Raw genomic sequence first — 19328 nt, 5'->3', positions numbered from 1 at the left:
TGTCCGACGACTTGCCCCTGCCTCCCCTGGCAGGGGCTTTTTTTTATCAGAAGTAGTAGTGCACCTGCGCGTTGACAGCCTGCTCCGCATCCATGTTGCCAAACCTTGAGTGCGCGACATCAAGCTCCATGTGGAGGTTATCGCTCACCTGCCCATCAATACTGGCATGGTAGTGTATGCGCCCGTCACGCCCGGCCTTAACCCGCATATTGCCTGCGTCGTCATGAAGGATGATATCGCCATCTGGCCGCAGTTCAGTCTCATAATGCCACCCTGCCCGCAGCGTAATCGCCCGATCATCTTCGCAGAAGTGCGCACCCGCCACGATCCCTGCACGCCCCACCCACGGGATTGCGCTCTGGCGATGCAGGGTGAGAGGAAGGCCGCGATCGTGCCAGTGAAACGTAGCACCGGAGAGCTTGCCCAGCACAACCCCCGCCTGCGGTTCAATATAGGCATGCCGGATCAACGGATAGTGATAACCCGCTTCAACGCCGCCTAACCAACTGTTGGTGCGGTAATCGCGCGCGTTAAGACCACTGAACGCCAGCCAGTCGTGGTTGAATGAGTGAACATATTTCACGGCGGCATCGAGATAGACACCGGACTTGCTCAACAACATGGCGTAGTAGCCTGCGCCGAAATCGCGGCTGCTTCCCTGCACGCTTTCGCCGCTCAACTGCTGAGTGGCATAACTCATATAGAGGCCAGAAAAAAGATCGGCACCGGGCAAGGCGCTTTTTCTGTCGATACCCGACCAGGTCATGGCGTCGTGGTGACCTACGCTCCCTTTGCCGGTGCCGTTATGGCGCTGCGTGAATGCCCACGCTCCCGCAGGCCCGCCCTTCTCCCGCAACTGCACGGCGCGTTTATTCAGGCTATTCACTTCCGTAATGAAGCGTTTATAACTCATGGCAAAAAAGCGTCTGGCTTTGGCAATGGCGGCGGGATCGGGCGTCTTCCGGAAACCGGTCAGGACCCACTGTGTATTTAGCGCATCCTCTTGCCGTTTGATAATCGGCTCAAGTTTGCTAAACCCCCGCACCGCTTTTGCCGCCGTAATGAGCGAAGCGGGCGTGCCGCGCGGGGCGGTAATCAACGGAAGATGCAGCCCCTGGAGGCGTCGGGAGAGCTTGAGCACATCAAGAAACAGAACGTTATTGCGCCCCCCCGCACGCTGGCTAATGACGATTTTATCGCTGCTTTGCAGATCCGTACGCAGGGCGAACCCCGTTTCATTGGCCTCTAACTCACCAATTTTTAAGGTATTAAAGCGGGATCGACCTGTGGAAAGCCCCACCAGCGAGCGCGAAGCAGAGAGTTTGCCGACCTCAGAATCACGGCGTAGCCGCCAGCGCGTCGCGTTCAGGCTTAAGCGCGCGCGCGGCGCAGAGAGTGAACCAAACCAGCTGCTCTGAAAACCGAAGAGCCTGGCCACGCTCCCCTTCTGCCCGGGCGTAAGCCCCTGAACAAGCCGCGGCACATCACTCTCACCAAAGCGAATGAACGCCTCACCCACGGCGTGAATATGCCCCCACAGAGAAGCGAAGGGGGCCACGTTAAGCGTGCTTTCATCATTAAGCTCATACGTCGCACTGCTCTTGAGCGCATAGAGCGTAGGGGTAACGCGCCCCGCCGCAACAGGATTGGCCGCCAGCAGTAGCGAGGCGGAAGGGCCAACGGTCACCGTAGCGTCACTGCCCCAGCCGCCCGTTGCGGTCAGCCGCGCATTCTCCTCAAGGGTGAGCGGGGTCTGGCTAAACTGGCTGAATCCATCAAACGTGGCATCCCGCGATGAAACCTTCACCTGGCTATCCTGCCCGTAAACCGTGCCGGTAAATTTCTCCCGAATGGCGAGTGTCGAGTGGGCAGAGAGATTAATGTGCCCCCAGAAGTGGCTAAGCTCCTCATCAAGCGCTCCCGTTGAGCTGCCCCGGCGCGGTACGTTCACCACGCCATTGCCATCATTGATATCGATATAGGGTGTAGAGCTACCCAGCGTGATAGCCGAGCCTCTGGCCTCAATATTGCCGGTCAGCGACGCATTTCTGGCAAGGTCGAACGAGGCATAATCAAGTACTAAACGATTAACGTGAAAGATGCGGCGCTCCCAGTCCGGCTGCGTAAACGAGACCGGCTCGCTGCGCAGCGAGAAATCCCTCAGCGAACGCAGTTTTTCAACAATCTCCGGCGTGTTATAGGCATGGATAACAGGATGCCCCTGGAATACCAGCCGACCATACTGCTGCGTAAAATCACCGGCTATGTCGACTGCGCCATCCAGAATCAGCGCGCCCCGCGTTCCGGGTGCGACACGGTTAGTGAAGTTAAGATTTCCCCGCAGCTGGCCGTGATAGATATAGTCCTCATCTTTCAGGCGCTCATACCGGGTGCGGATCGCCTGCTGATGATCGTGACCGACAAACTCCCAGTGTTCATTGCTGTGCTGATTGACCGGGAACCAGTCATAGTCAGGCGTTTTGAGAATGAAGTAATCATTAGTGCCGGTATTGGAATTGCGATACCCATACAGCTCACCGACCCGCCCGGTTCGCGAGTAGGACCACTCGTAGATGGGAATGGTGTCGATAGCGCGCTGATAGCGTAAATTGATATCGGCCCGCTTTGCTGCCCGGTTAATCAGCGCGGCGCCGTAATCTTCAGCATTAAGCTGGTGGAAAGTGAGCGCATTGCCGTTAACGTCCAGCCTGCCGCCGCGAAAGCCCCACGTAATCGAATCGGGATCGACCTGCTGACCATCGCGAAGCACCACTAACGGCCTGCCGCTGACGATGCGCAGCATGCTGCATGCCCTCACCCTGCCCTGTGCATCGGGACGCTGGGCAAGCACCACGGTTCCGTCTCCGACATTTAACCCGCCCGGATTGACGCCCACCGCGTTAATGTTGAGCGTCCCTTTACCCACCTTATGCAGGTTATCGCCCTCGGTGCCGTTCACCAGCCATTTTACTGTCGCGCCGGAAGCGATATTGACGCCACCGCCGGTCCACGTCTGCGCCTGCATCGGCGAGACGCTGGCGTTGCCATAGAAGGTTAAGCTTCCCGCCCCCTGATCGACGCTATCCTGCAACATCAACACTGCGTCCGTGCCGCGAAAAATCAGATCGTTACCGCTGCGGGTGCTCTCTGTGCCCTTGCCCTGCATGGCATAAGTGTTTCTCCCCTGGGTTAACGTGCCCGCGCCGGTGGCGGGATTGTATCGCCAGATAAACAGCGCATTGTATTGCCTGTTTTCTATCGCCGCGCTGGCATATTTATCCCTTGTCTGCTGAATGAATTGCGGGTCAACAAAGGTGTACGCGGTCTGCTCAAGAGGACCCAGATAGAGCATGCTTAATGAACCGACCACGATCCATTGGTTGTTCAGCCTGTCCCACGCGTAGAGCGGAGAACCGCTATCGCCCAGTGCGCCATGGCTCGCCAGCGGACCATTTTTAGGGTCAAAAACATCGCCGGAGTTGATCACCAACAGTTGATAAAGGTTAATCCGCGGCTGCCCGATAGTTCCGCCGGTGAGAAAACGATACGCCCCCTGAATATCGCTCCGCTTTCCCGCGGCATCACTCACTTTTTGTCTGCCGGAGCCCATACGGTAAAAGAGACGAAAACGCGCCTCGTCATGCAGGGTTTTGAGCGGCATGTTCAAGGGGGCTATCGCGGCGGGCGCCACCTCCGTCACCACTTTATTTAAGCGAATAACGCTAAAGTCCTTTAGCCGAATACTCTCTCTGTCTGCCAGCTGATAAGGATGATGACCAAATTGCAGGTTTCTGAGATATGACGTGGGATTATGATGCACCGTAGTTGCATATTGCGGGTGAATAAGTGTAGCGATACCCGTGGTGTTATTTACGCTACTGAAATCGGGCATCGGCGCCTGATTTAACAGGCCAACCGTCTGACCATATTTATTATAAATGGGCACATCCCGGGCACCCGGATAAAAAGCCCCCTTATTGGTCGCGAAATCACGATAGGTCTGATAAGGAATATCGGCATTCGCCACGGAGCGTGGAACAATGCGCGCTTTCGCATGCAGTGTGCAGGAAGGGAAAAAGAGTGATAAACAGAGTGATAGTGTGACTTCAAGCGAATATATTTTTTTCATACCAACCATCCTTTGGTTTAGTAATAGAAGAAAATATTGCTCTACATTGAAAATATAGTAATAAGCCCCTACTTATTATATTTATCGCGACAGGCTCTTTGCCCGTCGCGAATTAACTCTAGCACAGCGCGATATTTATATATTCTGAAAATAGAGAACGGCTAGCGCACATTAAAATGCAGCGCACCCTCCAGCTCCTCTTCCGCTTCATCAAACAGCAGGATCAGCGCCCCGAAACGGCGGCGCTTCTTCTCCGGCAGATGGATAAAAGCAATCTCCAGCGGCAGCGGTAACGCTTCCCCCATTACCGCATCCCACAGCGAATCAAGATCGTGCACCTTCTCCTCTTCAAGCGCGAACTGGCGACAAAAGTCGCGGTAGAAGGCGCGCTGATCGGCGATCTCTTTGAAATCGAAAGTGTAGGTTTTCATGCTCTCCATCATCTGCCGTTCCACTGTTTATAAGCCGCCTAAATGTAGCGTTTTCACTTCCATAAACTCGTCTAACCCCAGCACGGAGCCTTCGCGGCCTAACCCCGACTCCTTCACGCCGCCAAAGGGCGCGACTTCGGTCGACACCGCGCACTCGTTCACGCCGATCATGCCGCTCTCCAGCGCCTGCGAAACGCGGAACACGCGTTGCAGGTTTTGCGTATAGAAGTAGGCCGCCAGCCCAAACGGTGTGGCGTTGGCGCGTTTGATCACCTCCTCTTCGCTGGTGAAGCGGAAGCAGGCGGCAAGCGGGCCGAAGGTCTCTTCCTGCGCCAGTTTCATGCCATCGCTACAGTCACCGAGCACCGTCGGCTGCCAGAAGTTACCGCCCAGCGCGTGGGGTTCGCCGCCGGTCAGCACTTTCGCGCCTTTCGCCACCGCATCTTCAACATGCTCGCGCACCTTATCGACGGCGGAGGACTCAATCAGCGGGCCGACGACCACGCCCTCATCCATGCCATTGCCCACTTTCAGCGCCTTAACCGCCTCGCTCAGCTTGCGGGTAAACGCCTCATAGACACCTTCCTGGATATAGAAGCGGTTGACGCTAACGCACACCTGGCCTGCGTTGCGGAACTTGTTCGCCACCGCGCCCTGCACTGCGGCTTCAATATCCGCATCGTCAAAGACGATATAGGGCGCGTTGCCACCCAGCTCCATTGAGACCTTTTTCATCGTCTCGGCTGCATTGCGCACCAGCGTTTTGCCCACCGCCGTTGAGCCAGTGAAGGAGATTTTGCGCACCTCCGGGCTTGCCATAATGGCATCGCTGATCTCAGAGGTTGTCCCGGCGACCGCGTTCAGCACGCCATCCGGAACGCCCGCTTTTTTCGCCAGCGTTAACAGCGCAAAGGCGCTCAGCGGCGTATTGTTGGCGGGCTTGATCACCCCGGTGCAGCCTGCGGCCAGCGCCGGGCCGAGCTTGCGGGTCAGCATCGCCATCGGGAAATTCCACGGCGTAATCGCCGCCACCACGCCGACAGGTTCACGGGTCGCCAGAATGCGCGATCCCGGCTTAACCGGCGGAATGATCTCGCCGTTGGCGCGTTTGGCCTGCTCGGCAAACCACTGAATAAAGCTGGCGGCGTACTCGACTTCGCCCTCCGCCTCTTTCAACGGTTTACCCTGCTCGCTGGTCATCAAGCGCCCCAGCCAGCTTTTGTTCTCGATAATCAGTTCATACCAGCGATAGAGAATGGTTGAGCGCTCTTTGGCGGTTTTTGCCCGCCACGCGGGAAAGGCGCGCGCCGCGGCGGCAATCGCCTCTTCGGTCTCTTTTTTCCCCGCTTTCGCCACGCGCGCGATTACCTCGCCGCTGGCCGGGTTCAGAACCTCAAAGGTGGTCTCCAGGGTTTTCCAGACGCCATCGACCAGATAACCGGTCTGAAAAAGCGCACTCTCCTGCAATGCCTGCGTGCTCATGAGTTCTCCTGATCTGCGGTGTGTTGATTCTCCTGTGAAGTATAGTCATAAAAAAACCGACGCTTAGGGCGTCGGCTTTGTCATTAATTGCTGGTTAGCGCGTGTTGATACTTATGTAGCATGCCGGTTAACCGCTCGACCGGCTCCGTCACCTGCGGCGAGGCATTCCACTCGCGCAGTTTCTGCTGATAGACCGCCAGCTCTTCAAGCAACTGGGTAAAGTAGCGACGCCGTTTGGTATCGGATCCGGCAGCGATCACCTCAGATGCCGTGCGGCGCAACTGCCGGTGGAACGCCGAGAGATCGTCATTAATCGGTACCGGCGCATCGCGCAGCCGCTGGTGGGCAATGATCAGCGTTAACGCCAGGCGGAACTTCGCCACATCGCCGGGAAACTTATTCAGCAGCAGGAAGAGCTGTTGATAGAGCGCCGGAAGATGGTTCTCTTTACGCCGGGCGGTGTTGGTGGTCATCGCCGAGACCGCCGCTGAGACAAACTGGTTAAGCAGCACGCGTCCGGTGCGCGCCTGCGAGTTATCGCGCACCAGCAGGATCACCGTTATCGCCAGCACCACCCCCACCAGCTGCCCGAGCGCGCTGTCGAGGAAGAAGCTGAACTTAAAGGTCATCGGGTTATCCAGCACCAGAATATTGATGGTGCCCGCCAGCGTCGCCATCGATCCCAGCCGCCGTTTCTGCACTTCGATACCAATAAAAAAGGCCAGTACCGCAAGGCTGATACAGAGCAGCAGCATGCTTTGCTGGGTGGCGGGCAGGATCACCAGGAAGTAGAGTGCGCCTATCGGTAGCGCCCACAGCATGCCGTAGACGAAATCTTTCGCCACCATAATCGGGTTGGGCAGCCGCATCGCCAGCGAGGTGACAACGGCGATCATCACCATCGCCCCGCTGCCAGAGGTCCAGCCGGTCCACAGCCAGAAGAGCGTACCGAGGGCGCAGGAGAGCGTGGTACGCCAGAAGTTAATCATCGCGTGGTGGCGCTCGGCGGACTCCGCTTTCACCACCGCTTCGCCCCGCAGCACCTCCTCTTCGATGGCGCTGATTTTGGTATTGCCAATCACGCCGCGCTTCAGCAGCAGGTAGCGCGTCGCCGCCCCCACCCAGCTGTAGAGCGTCACCGGCGTGTCGCGCTCGCCGGTCCAGATAATCACCCGGCGCATGCGTTTTAACTGCCGGTGCACGTCCTGCACCGTTTCGACCGGCTCGTCGAACAGCTCGCGAAAGGTATCGGTGATCAGATCCGGGCGCGTGTTCTGAATCAGGTAGGTTTCGCACGCCTGGGTAATCAGCGTCAGCGACAGCGTATTGATCACCTTCAGACGGCGGTTTGCCAGCCCCCAGCGGGAGGATTCGATCTTCAGGTTGCTGCGCATACCATCCAGTCCGGCGGTGCGGCGAACCAGTGCCGCCCAGGCGGCATCGACCTCTTCGCTGTCGCCATGCTTGATGCAGAGCTGCATCAACTGATAGTGCGCCACCAGCAGGCTGTCGAGCTCCTGGTCGATCACCTGCTTCACCGAGCGCGGCGAGAAGAGCAGATCGGCGACAATCGCGCACAAAATCCCCACCACGATCTCACTACAGCGCTCCACGGCATATTGCGGTGCCAGCAGCGGGTTAGGCTCAATGGTAATAACAATGATCAGCGCCGTGTAGCCCGCCAGCCCCCAGGCGTAGGAGTTCTCAACGCGTATCAGCGAGGAGACCCAGGTACAAAAACCCGCCCAGATGCAGCTCACCAGCAGCATCAGCAACGGCGTGCGGATCAGCATAATGATGATGGTCAGCCCGGCGATACAGCCAATAAAGGTTCCGGCGATTCGCAACATACCCCGGTAGCGGATCGCCCCGGAATAAGGCTCGCCGCCTGCCGCAAACGCGGGACCGGCGGCAACAATCGCCGCGGTCAGCACCGCCCAGCGCGGCGTTTCAAGCTGGAAGTGAAAGCCGACAAACAGCGCCAATACCACCGCGCCGGCCAGCTTGCAGGCAAAGCGCAGATGCTGGCTGGCGATAGAGAACAGCCCCATAGCGATTACCCCAGCTCACGCAGACGGTGGGCGATTTTACGGAACAGCGAGTCCTGGCTGGCGTCGCGATCGGTTTTGCCGGTGACCACCACGGTTGCGGTGGTGCCAGCTGGCCACAGGTTGCCCTGCTGTTTATCCAGACGGATGCGCACCGGCACGCGCTGCGCCAGGCGAACCCATTCAAGGTTGGAGTCAACGGTCGCCATCCCTTTGCTGTCATTGGTGCTGCTGGAGTTGGTCACCCCGGCGGCGACGCTGTCGACGGTGCCCTTCAGCACCTGGTTGCTGCCTAACGGTGTGATCTCGGCGCGGTAACCGGCGCGCACGCCCTCAAGCTTGGTCTCTTCCATATAGGCCAACACATAGAAGCTGTTCTGTTTCACCAGTGCTACGGCGGTGGAGCCGCGGGTGATGAACTCACCGGCGTAAACGTTGAGGTTGGTGACCCAGCCATCGGCCGGCGCACGAATAGTGGTGCGCTCCAGATCGAGCTTCGCCAGGTCGCGCGTCGCCTGTGCTTTCGCCAACTGATGCAGTTCGGTTTGCAGGGTGTTATTCGCCTGATCAATCTCTTCGCGCGACATCGCCTGAATGCCTAACTGGTTACGGCGGCCAGCTTCGCGTCGCTTCTCATTGACTAAAGCCTGGTAATAGGCGACATCGGCTTCATCCTGCTCGAGCGCTTTTTGGTAGCGCGGCTGGTCGATGGTGAAGAGTACCTGGCCCTGTTTGACCAGCTGGTTATCGTGAACATCGACGCTGGTGACAAGCCCAGTGACATCCGGGGCGATGGCTACCACGTCGGCGGTGAAGCGCGCATCGCGCGTCCAGGGAGATTCGGTGTAGTAAACCCAGGCGCGGAAAATGGCGATAAACGCCAGGATAACAAGCGCCACGGTGATCGCGGTACGGGTGATATTTCTTGTTAGTGTTTTCACTTCTACCTCAAACAAATAAACGCGACAGCAGGTAAAACAGGCAGCAATAGAGCGCGGTGTTAAACAGCGCAGGATGCCAGACAAAATCGTAGATCCCGGTCGGGATCAGCATCCGACGCACCAGCCAGAAAATCGCCAGCGACAAAATCAGCTCGAAAAAAATCGGTGGGAACGACAAACCGAACACCACGATGACGGGAAACAGACTCATGTTGACCTTGGTTTTTTTACGCTTGCAGGTGATAAATCGTTCGTACGCCACCGCAGGAAAGGGCAAGGAGAGCCAGGCGAGAGTGACGTGAATATTATGGATAGATAGTATATTAGCGTAACTGTTATGCTGTTATCTATATTATGTGATCTAAATCACTTTTAAGTCAGAGTGAATAATGGAACGTTTAAAACGCATGTCGGTGTTCGCCAAAGTGGTGGAACTGGGCTCCTTTACCGCCGCTGCACGTCAGTTGCAGATGAGCGTTTCGTCCATCAGCCAGACCGTGGCGAAGCTGGAGGATGAGCTACAGGTTAAGCTGCTGAACCGCAGCACGCGCAGCATTGGACTGACCGAAGCGGGAAAGATCTACTATCAGGGCTGTCGCAGGATGCTCCATGAAGTGCAGGATGTGCACGAGCAGCTCTACGCCTTTAACAATACGCCCATCGGCACGCTGCGCATCGGTAGCTCTTCAACCATGGCGCAAAATGTGCTGGCAAAAATGACCGCCGAGATGCTGAAAGAGCACCCGGGGCTGTCGGTTAATCTGGTAACGGGCATCCCCGCGCCAGATCTTATCGCCGACGGTCTGGATGTGGTGATCCGCGTGGGCGCGTTGCAGGATTCCAGCCTCTTCTCCCGCCGCCTCGGCACCATGCCGATGGTGGTCTGCGCGGCCAAAAACTATCTCGCCCAGTACGGCACGCCGGAAAAACCGGCCGATATGGTTAACCACTCGTGGCTGGAGTACAGCGTGCGCCCGGATAACGAGTTTGAACTGGTGGCCCCGGAAGGGATCGCCACGCGCCTGATCCCGCAGGGGCGGTTTGTCACCAACGATCCGATGACATTAACCCGCTGGCTAACCGCCGGCGCGGGCATCGCCTACGTGCCGCTAATGTGGGTGATCGATGAGATCAACAGCGGCCAGCTTGAGATCCTGCTCCCGCGCTACCAGTCGGATCCGCGCCCGGTTTACGCGCTCTACACGCAGAAAGATAAGCTGCCGCTGAAAGTGCAGGTCTGTATCAACTATTTGACGGATTACTTTATTGAGGTGGCGAAGGTCTACCAGAGCATGCAGGGGCGCAGGGTGTGAAAGCATTCACCCTCTTTGCGCGAAAGAGGGTGAACGGTAAAACTTAGGCCGTGCCGCCAACGGTCAGGTTGTCGACCTTCAGCGTCGGTTGACCCACGCCAACCGGCAGGCTCTGCCCCTCTTTGCCGCAGACGCCAACGCCGTTATCAAGCTTCAGATCGTTGCCGACCATGGAGATCTGCTGCATCGCTTCGATGCCGGAGCCAATCAGGGTCGCGCCTTTAACCGCTTTGGTCACCTTGCCTTTTTCAATCAGGTAGGCCTCGGAGGTGGAGAAGACGAACTTGCCGGAGGTGATATCCACCTGGCCGCCGCCGAAGTTCGGCGCATAGATGCCGTACTCCACGGATTCGATAATCTCCTGCGGCGTCGATTTGCCCGCCAGCATATAGGTGTTGGTCATGCGCGGCATCGGCAGATGGGCATATGACTCACGACGCCCGTTACCGGTCGGCTTCACGCCCATCAGGCGCGCGTTCATCTTGTCCTGCATATAGCCTTTCAGCACGCCGTTTTCGATCAGCGTATTGTACTGGCCCGGCGTCCCTTCATCGTCAATGGCAACTGAACCACGGCGATCGGCGATGGTGCCGTCATCAACCACGGTGCAAAGCTCGGAGGCAACCAGCTGCCCCATCTGGCCGCTGAACACCGAAGTGCCGCGACGGTTGAAGTCCCCTTCAAGACCGTGACCAACTGCTTCGTGCAGCAGCACGCCCGGCCAGCCCGCGCCCAGTACCACCGGCAGCGTGCCCGCAGGCGCAGCAACGGCAGAGAGATTGACCAGCGCCATACGCACCGCTTCGTGCGCCCAGGCATCGGCACGAACTTCGCCATCCACCTCTTGCAGGAACCAGTCATAACCGAAACGACCGCCGCCACCGCTGGCACCGCGCTCGCGTTTACCGTCATCTTCAACCTGTACGCTGACAGAGAGACGCACCAGTGGGCGAACATCGGCCGCCAGCGTGCCGTCCGTCGCCGCCACCAGAATCAGTTCATAGACGCCGGTCAGACTGGCGGTCACTTCCTGCACGCGCTTGTCGGCAGCGCGCGCCGCTTTATCGACGCGGCGCAGGATATCGAGCTTCTCTTCGCGGCTCATGCTTTGCAGCGGATCGATGCTGGTATAGAGGCTCTGATGCTCGATCGCGCCGAGGGTTTTAACTTTACCGTCGCCCTCTTCGCGGACGATGGTGCGCGCGGCCTGCGCGCTCTGCTCTAATGCCAGCAGGCTGATCTGGTCTGCGTAAGCAAAACCGGTTTTCTCGCCGCTGATTGCGCGCACGCCTACGCCCTGGTCAATATTGTACGAACCATCTTTGATGATGCGGTCTTCTAAAACCCAGGATTCGTGATAGCTCGACTGGAAATAGAGGTCGCCGTAGTCAAGACGACGCGCGGTCAGTTGACCGAGAATGGCAAACAGATCCTGATGATTCAGGCCATTCGCTGCCAGCAGTTGTTCACTCACCAGATTAAGACTCATCATGTTTTCTCGTCGTTGCCGCCACATCGGGCAATAAAAAGTGCGATACAAGGAGCTTGAGGCAATTCGCCGATGCCGTCAAATCATTGCTTTTTGTCGGTGCGCGGCTGGCGCATCACTTCGTTGATCTGCGGCTGGTCTACCGGACCGGTAATGCGGTAGCGCAAAATGGAGACTTTATTCCACAGCGGACCCAGCACTTTACTGGCCGCAAACACCGCCGCGCCGACAATCGGGTTAACGGCAAACGCCGCCGCCACGCCAACGGTCGCGGAGATTTCGGGTGCCACCACCGCTTCAACATCGAGCTGGCGGCGCACCAGATCCACCGAGCCTTTCATCGCAATATCCGCTTCCAGCCCGTCGACCAGCGTGTCATCGGTGTGCAGCACACCATCTTTGATCCACGCCGTGCTGCGAATGGAGTCAAACCAGAAGCCCTCATTACTAAAGGTGTCGCTGAAATCAAAGCGCAGCTTGCGCAGCAGCGAGTCGACGCTGAACAGGCGCAGGATCTGCCCGGCATGACCGGTGCTGATATCGTCGATTTTGCCTTTGCCGAGGCGCGTGCGCAGAATGCCGTTGAGCGATGCCTCCTGCGGCTGCCACGGCGCGCTGCGCCAGTGCAGATCGTAATTGACGTTGAACGGTGCGTCGCGCACCGGCGTCGGCACCCCGAAGAAGCCCATCGCCGAATCGAGCTTGTCGCCGCGCAGAATGCCCTTAATAGAAGTGCGCTCGCCGCCCGCGCGGTTGACCCACTCGCCGTCGGCGGTCAGGCGCGCCACACCGCTATCGACCAGCCCATTTGCCAGCGTCAGCGTATCGCCTTTAATGGCAAAATCACCCTCGATACGGCCATATTTCTGCCCCCACAGCCAACACTCTTTACAGCGCAGTTGCAGATCGGGCCAGCCGCTGAAATCAATGCGCTGCTGCTCGCTGAAAAGTGTGGTTGGCGAAGTGATATCTTTCGTCTTCGCGGCGCTCGCCGGGTTGTAGTAGAGATAACGAATATCGGCCTGCCACGGCGCGTTTTTATTGATCTTCAGCGTTGCGTTAAGCTCGCGGCCCTGCGCGTCAATAGTGGTGCCGGCAAACTGCGGCTGCGAGACGATGCTCATGTTATTCCACTGCTGCCCGCCGAGCGTCAGGGCGGGCGTGCGCAGCGTGATGCGCGACGGCAGCGAAGCGCTGCTGCTGACATGGCTTGCTGCGCCCTGATTAAACAGCGCCAGCCACTGCGCGCCATCCAGCGGTGGCAGATTAAGCTCCAGCCCGCTCTGCTCCGGCAGCGGCGGCGTGGTTTTACTCTCCGAGGTCCAGATGCCGCGATCGAGCGCCAGCTTGTTGCCGAGCAGCCAGCGGCTGTTGAAGTGGTTATTCGCGCCTGCATTGCCGGTCAGTTCAAAGCTGTGCAGGTTGCCATCCACTTTCACCTTCACCGGCAGCGCATGGCCTGCCCGCTTATCAAGCGGCGGCGGTAAGGTGCTGGCGATATTGCCGAGATCGCCTGCCAGGTTGACCTTATAGCTCGCTTCGCCGCGGTAAGGGAGCGTCACGCCAACATCCCCTTTCCACGTCACATTTCCGCGCAGCGCATCGTTAAGCTGCTCCGGCAGTACGCCGGTACGCGATGGCTGCCAGTTGCCGTTGAGATTCACCGCCACCTCGTAGGCTTTAGCGCCCTCGGTAGTCGTGAAATCGACGTTCAACGGCTGGTTAAACCAGGTAGCGGTTAGCGGCTCGCTCTTCAGGTTGCCATTCTCAAAGCTGAATTTGCCGTTGAGGTTTTTCAGCGTGCTGCTGATGGGCTTGATAAACAGCGAATTGTTCTTCAACGCGACTTCGCCTTTGGCCAGCGTCATCTCACCGTCCAGCGGAATATCGAGATGTAAGCGAGCGCTCACATCGCCGTCAATTTGCAGTTCATCCAGCGCGCTGCCGAGCGAGTCATGCAGCGGCGTTTCTTTAAAATAGGGGCCAACCGCTTTGCCGGGCCCATTGATATCGGCATCAATGATCAGCTTCTCTTTGATGTAATCCGGGATCGCGGCGGCCAGGTTGCTGGCGGTCACGCCGCCGAGCATCACCTTGTCGCTCTTCATCCATAAACCGTCATTAAGGAAGTCGAGGCTAATGTCGAGGTTTTGCAGCGCAGGCCAGTCCGGCTGGAAAGCAAAGGTGGCATTGCGCAGCGGCACCAACACTTCAAACTGCCCTTCATTGTGCTTATAGGGGAAAAGGCTCGGGTTGCCAGCGTAGACCAGCGTGGCGTTTTCCGTCTGCCCGCCTTTAATTGCGCCGCTGAGATAATCCACCAGCGCTTTGCCCATCAGGTTTTCCGGGAAGTAACGCCAGGCTTGCCCGGCGTCGGAAACGTTAATCCCCGCCAGGATGCTGAGCCACGGCTCTTTGCCTTCCGGTTGCAGGTAACGGAAATCCCCGCGCGCATGCAGCCCGGTGGCCTGCACATCAATATTGCGCCCGTCCAGCTGGAAGCCCTGCTCGTTCTTCTGCCAGTTGAGCGTGGCCAGCCCCTTTTCGATCTCCAGCGGCGCGCGAAACACCGTCTCATACGGCATTTTCGCCTGCGAAATATCGGCGGTTAGGCGCCCGTTTTCAACGCTCCCTTCAAGGGTACCGGCGAAGTGCTCCATGCCGGGCAGTAGCTTCCACTGATGCCAGCTGAGATCCTGCCAGCGCGCCTGGAAACGGCTCTTTTCCGGCGTTTTTAGCGGAATATCGACCGCCAGCCGCTCGAGTTTGCCCGCCGGTTGCAGGGTGTTCCAGATGTCATACATCGCCGGGGAGATCTTCTGCGCAATCGGCATCAGCCCGTCGAGGCTGTTCAGTTCAAGGTTGCTGGCGCGAACGCGTAGCTCATCGCTCGCCTCTTTCGCTTCCTGCGCCGGTACCCAGGCGAAGCTGAGCGCGCCCTGCGGCCAGGGTTTGTCATCAATCGCAATGCGCGTCACCGGCACGTCAAACTGCCAGCCCGCTTTCTGACGGCTGATATGGGTGGTGAGGTTGTCGACGGTCATGCGATGGGTGGTGTTATTCCCCAGCCAGCTGGCACCGCCTTTTTTCAGCCACACATCGCCGCTTTCAATTTCGCCCTTGTTGAGCGTCATCCACCCTTCGAGGCTAAAGCGGGCCGAGGTGAGCGCGACCTTATCCTGCATCCACTGGCTGAGCCACGGTTTGACGTCGATATCATCGGCCTGTAGCCAGACGCGGCCGTTATTTAGCAGGCCGTTGTCATCGCGCAGATCCATGCGCACCTGCATCACGCCATGCTGCCCGGTGAGGCTGGTGAGGCTCACCTGCCCTTCGGCACGGTGACGATCGTCGCCGTTAAGCCAGGTGAGCTGCGGGATCGCCAGTTCGGCGCGTTGGCCTGAAGGCGTTAAAAAGCTGACGCGGCTGTCGCGTAGATCGAAGTGATCGAACTGGCGCAGAAAGAGATCGCTGATGCGATCTTTGCCGAGGGTATTGCCCTCTTCGCTGCTCTCAAGGGGGGTGTTGCTGTTAACCGCGAGTTGGTAAAAGGTGAGATCGCGAAACTGCCAGCGCAGGTGCAGCAGGCTCTGCCAGACGTCGAGCGCCAGCGTAACGCGCTTAACCTCAGCGCTGCCGCCATCTTTCAACGTGGCCTGAATATCGCGCACCTCCAGCTCCGGGCCGAAAGTTTGCCAGCGCGCCTGAAACTCGCTGGCCTTAAGCGGAAGGCCGGTTTCAGCAGAGATGCGCGCCAGGATTGGCTCGCGCCACTCATTAATGTGGGGTAACACAAGGCGCAGCCCACTTACCAGCAGCGCCGCGATAACGATCAGCGTCGCGCCTGTAAGCAGTAATATCCCCGGCAGTCGCCTCACGCCTCTCTCCTTGTCAAACCCATCAGACCCGCTTGTTTCGCAGCATGGCCGCGAATTACATCATGACTACGTCAAACTGCTCCTGATTATAGAGCGGCTCGATTTGTACTTTGACCTGCTTACCGACGAAGATCTCTACCTCCGCCAGCGCATGAGACTCTTCGCTCTTCAGCGCTTCCGCCACGGCCGGAGAGGCGTAGACCAGGAAGCGATCGGAGTCGTAGGCGTGATGCACGCGCACGATTTCGCGCATGATTTCATAGCACACCGTTTCGACTGACTTTACCGTGCCGCGCCCGTGACAGGTCGGACACTCATTGCACAGCACATGTTCAACGCTTTCGCGGGTGCGTTTGCGGGTCATCTCCACCAGGCCAAGCTGGGAAAAACCGTTGATGCTGGTTTTCACCCGGTCTTTGCTCAGCGCCTGCTCCAGCGAGTGCAGCACGCGGCGGCGGTGATCCTCATTATTCATATCGATAAAGTCGATGATGATAATGCCGCCGAGATTGCGCAGGCGCAGCTGGCGGGCAATGGCCTGGGTGGCCTCGATGTTGGTATTGAAGATGGTGTCGTCGAGGTTGCGATGGCCGACAAACGCGCCGGTATTAATATCGACGGTGGTCATCGCTTCGGTTTGATCGATGATCAGGTAGCCGCCCGATTTCAGCTCAACTTTGCGCTCCAGCGCGCGCTGGATTTCGTTCTCGACATCAAAGAGATCGAAGATTGGCTGGCGGCCGCTGTAGTGCTCAAGTTTGCTGGTCATCTCGGGGATGTACTCTGCGGTAAACTCCAGCAGCGCTTCAAAAGTCAGGCGCGAGTCAACGCGAATGCGATCGAGATGGGCATCGGCGAAATCGCGCAGGACGCGCTGGGCTAACGCCAGCTCGCCATAGAGTTTATAGCGCGTCTGCTGGCGCTTTTTGCGCTCCATTACCTTCGTCCAGACGCGCTTCAGATAGGCCGCGTCAGAGGCGAGATCCTCTTCGCAAACACCTTCCGCCGCGGTGCGAATGATAAATCCACCCTGCTCATCGCAGTAGCTCGCCACCACCTTCTTCAGGCGATCGCGCTCGGCTTCGCTCTCAATACGCTGAGAGACGCCAACGTGCGCAGCGCCCGGCATAAAGACCAGGTAACGGGAGGGTAAAGTGATGTCGGTGGTGAGACGCGCGCCTTTGGTGCCGAGGGGATCTTTCACCACCTGCACCATCAGGTCCTGGCCCTGGCGCACCAGCTCGGAGATGTCGCGCACGGTAAAGTTCTTCTGCTCTTCACCGGCAACGCATTCGGTATGCGGCATAATGTCGGAGGCGTGTAGAAACGCCGCCTTTTCCAGACCAATATCTACAAAAGCCGCCTGCATACCCGGTAGCACCCGGCTGACCCGACCTTTGTAGATATTGCCTACTATCCCGCGCCGTGCTTCGCGCTCAATGTGAATTTCCTGCAGAATGCCGCCGTCAATATAGGCAACACGCGTTTCCGATGGTGTAACGTTGACCAGTAATTCAGCCGTCATGATTATCTCTTCCTTCACGCACTGCGTTGAAATTGCTCAGCAATTCAAAGGTTTCCACCAGCGGCAAGCCAACGACAGCGTGATAGCTCCCGTTAATTTTCCTGACAAAGCAGCCGCCCAGCCCCTGAATACCATACGCACCGGCTTTATCCAGCGGTTCCCCGCTCGCTACATAGTCGGCAATATCCTTTTCTGATAACGCTCTGAAGGTCACTTCGGTTTCCACCAGACACTCCAGCACCTGCTCACGGTCCGCGATAGCGACGGCGGTCATCACCTGGTGAGTCTGCCCGGAGAGTTGACGCAGCATAGTGGCAGCATGCGAGGAGTCCTGCGGTTTTTCAAGCACTTCCCCATTTAATATGACAATAGTGTCGGCGCCCAGCACCGGCAGATCGCGCGATACCATCGCCACGCCCGCCTGCGCTTTTTCCCGCGCCAGCCGCGCTACGTACTGCCTGGCGCTCTCGCCGGCCTGCCGCTGCTCCTCAATACCCGGAACAACACGCTCAAACGACACCCCAAGCTGCGTCAGTAATTCCTGACGGCGGGGAGAACCAGAAGCAAGCCAGATAGCTGTCATATCAACCTTTATTGCACCGCAAACTGCTGACGGATCTTACGCATAAGCAGGAAGATCCACGGCCAGAGCACGCCATTGACCAGGCTGCTCCAGAAAATTTCTGGTTTGAACGAGACGTTGATCACCAAAAATTCGGCCCAGAAGACGACCACTTCTGTTGCCAGCGACAATAACATTACTACCAGCGCCTGTTGCCAGAGCGCCAGATTACGGAATAACTGAAATTTCAGTGCGACCAGATAGGCGACGATGCTCAGGGAGAGCGCCCGTACGCCGAGGGTGGATCCGCTAATGAGATCCAGTATGGCACCCATCGCGAAACCCGTACCGACATTTACGCGGTGCGGTAAAGCGAGGATCCAGTAGAGCAGAATCAAAAGCACCCAGTTTGGCCGGTAGACGATGATGTCATCCGGCCAGGGCATGATTTGAAGCAATAGCGCAATGAAAAACGAGAGCCAGATGACCCAGCGCCCCTGGCTACGATAACTTGCCACTACTGCCCTCCCGACGATTGTTGCGGCATCGGCTGGGTTAAGCCGGTCGCCGGCGCAGGCATCGGTGCAGGCGGCCCCATGGTATCCGGAGAGGGCAAGACCTGCGGCATCATCTGCAGCAGACGCTCGTTCGCCACGCGGTGAACATCTTCCGGCGTGCGCGGGTTGGCACCGTTGCGATCGGAGCCCCAGAGCAGCAGCAGGTAACGTAAACGTTGCAGACCGGCGGTTGGACGCGCCTGAATCACCGTGTACGCACGCTGAGTATCGAGTTTCACCGAGGAGACCACCGCAACCGGGTAGCCTTCCGGGAAACGTCCGCCGAGACCGGAAGTCACCAGCACATCACCCACGCGAATATCGGTATTCGCCGGCAGATGTTCCAGCTGCAGATCGTCAGTACAGCCATTACCGGCGGCAATGACGCGGATATCGTTACGCAGCACCTGGATCGGCAACGCATGAGTCGCATCGCAAATCAGCAGCACGCGGCTGGTCATCTTAGCGACCGCAATCACCTGGCCGACAACGCCTTTATCGCTGATCACCGGCTGGCCTTCGTAAACGCCGTTGACGCTGCCTTTATCGATAACCACCTGATCGCTGTAGGGATCGTTAACCGTTGAGATCACCTGGGTGACCATTTTTTGCTCATCCTGACGCAGCGGCGAGCCGAGCAGTTCGCGCAGACGCGCGTTCTCCTGCTTGTACTGCCCTAACATCAGCAGCTCGCTGTTTTTCAGCAGCAGCTCCTGGCGCAGCGCGCGGTTTTCGAGTTCGAGCTGATCGCGCGAGGCCAGCGTTTGCGACACGCTGTCTAATAATTCGCGGGGACCATTGGAAATAAAATAGAAAGGGCTGACGGCCGTATCCATGTACGTCCGGATCTGGCTGAACGTACCGAGGCGGCTGTCGGCAATGATGACTCCAAGCGCCACCAAAACCGCCAGGAACAGGCGAATCTGCAGTGACGGGCCACGGCTAAAAATTGGCTTCATAGGCTTTGCGTATT

At 58.0% G+C, this 19328-nt stretch carries 13 protein-coding genes; 1 reads left to right on the top strand and 12 read right to left on the bottom strand.

Annotated elements, in window-relative coordinates; translation table 11 throughout:
* Positions 1–46: 46 nt before the first annotated feature.
* The 6 genes from EH164_RS02275 to aaeX form a co-directional block, all read right to left on the bottom strand.
* Positions 47–4129, bottom strand: a complete 4083-nt coding sequence (locus tag EH164_RS02275) for a S6 family peptidase (protein WP_164483592.1) — start codon at positions 4127–4129, stop codon at positions 47–49.
* Between the two features lie 161 nt (positions 4130–4290).
* On the bottom strand, positions 4291–4560 hold the full coding sequence (locus EH164_RS02270; protein ID WP_054803020.1) for a hypothetical protein: 270 nt from the start codon (positions 4558–4560) through the stop codon (positions 4291–4293).
* A 27-nt stretch (positions 4561–4587) separates the two neighbouring features.
* The gene (locus EH164_RS02265; RefSeq protein WP_124967166.1) at positions 4588–6042 is read right to left on the bottom strand and encodes an NAD-dependent succinate-semialdehyde dehydrogenase; all 1455 of its coding nucleotides are present in this window, start codon (positions 6040–6042) and stop codon (positions 4588–4590) included.
* 83 nt (positions 6043–6125) lie between these two features.
* Complete coding sequence (gene aaeB, locus EH164_RS02260; protein WP_094422280.1) at positions 6126–8093, bottom strand: p-hydroxybenzoic acid efflux pump subunit AaeB; 1968 nt, start codon at positions 8091–8093, stop codon at positions 6126–6128.
* Between the two features lie 5 nt (positions 8094–8098).
* A complete protein-coding gene (gene aaeA / locus EH164_RS02255) occupies positions 8099–9031 on the bottom strand; it encodes a p-hydroxybenzoic acid efflux pump subunit AaeA (protein ID WP_124967165.1) in 933 nt (310 codons plus the stop codon).
* A gap of 7 nt (positions 9032–9038) precedes the next feature.
* Positions 9039–9242: a p-hydroxybenzoic acid efflux pump operon protein AaeX gene (gene aaeX, locus EH164_RS02250; RefSeq protein WP_023480966.1), complete on the bottom strand. Its 204-nt coding sequence runs from the start codon at positions 9240–9242 to the stop codon at positions 9039–9041.
* Positions 9243–9420: 178 nt separating this feature from the next.
* Between aaeX and aaeR the strand changes: the two genes are divergently transcribed.
* The gene (aaeR, locus tag EH164_RS02245; protein WP_094422282.1) at positions 9421–10344 is read left to right on the top strand and encodes an HTH-type transcriptional activator AaeR; all 924 of its coding nucleotides are present in this window, start codon (positions 9421–9423) and stop codon (positions 10342–10344) included.
* 43 nt (positions 10345–10387) lie between these two features.
* Here aaeR and tldD read toward each other — a convergent pair whose 3' ends face one another.
* The 6 genes from tldD to mreC form a co-directional block, all read right to left on the bottom strand.
* Positions 10388–11833: a metalloprotease TldD gene (tldD, locus tag EH164_RS02240; protein ID WP_023480905.1), complete on the bottom strand. Its 1446-nt coding sequence runs from the start codon at positions 11831–11833 to the stop codon at positions 10388–10390.
* A gap of 83 nt (positions 11834–11916) precedes the next feature.
* Positions 11917–15711 carry an AsmA2 domain-containing protein YhdP gene (yhdP, locus tag EH164_RS02235; RefSeq protein WP_124967164.1) on the bottom strand — a complete coding sequence of 1265 codons (3795 nt, stop codon included), beginning with the start codon at positions 15709–15711 and terminating at the stop codon, positions 11917–11919.
* 55 nt (positions 15712–15766) lie between these two features.
* Entirely contained in the window at positions 15767–17236 is a 1470-nt protein-coding gene (gene rng / locus EH164_RS02230) for a ribonuclease G (RefSeq protein WP_023481025.1), read from the bottom strand.
* Positions 17226–17819, bottom strand: a complete 594-nt coding sequence (locus EH164_RS02225) for a nucleoside triphosphate pyrophosphatase (protein ID WP_023480864.1) — start codon at positions 17817–17819, stop codon at positions 17226–17228. Before EH164_RS02225 ends, rng begins: the two co-directional genes overlap by 11 nt.
* 8 nt (positions 17820–17827) lie before the next feature.
* Positions 17828–18316 carry a rod shape-determining protein MreD gene (gene mreD, locus EH164_RS02220; protein ID WP_023480801.1) on the bottom strand — a complete coding sequence of 163 codons (489 nt, stop codon included), beginning with the start codon at positions 18314–18316 and terminating at the stop codon, positions 17828–17830.
* Entirely contained in the window at positions 18316–19314 is a 999-nt protein-coding gene (mreC, locus tag EH164_RS02215; RefSeq protein ID WP_023480946.1) for a rod shape-determining protein MreC, read from the bottom strand. The genes mreD and mreC overlap by 1 nt, the downstream gene beginning before the upstream one ends.
* Positions 19315–19328: the final 14 nt, after the last annotated feature.

Origin of the sequence: Kosakonia sp. CCTCC M2018092 (assembly GCF_003864115.1) — a bacterium.
Taxonomy (GTDB): domain Bacteria; phylum Pseudomonadota; class Gammaproteobacteria; order Enterobacterales; family Enterobacteriaceae; genus Kosakonia; species Kosakonia cowanii.
Note: the sequence above shows the minus strand (reverse complement) of the source record. Positions and strands in the feature narration are given on the sequence as shown.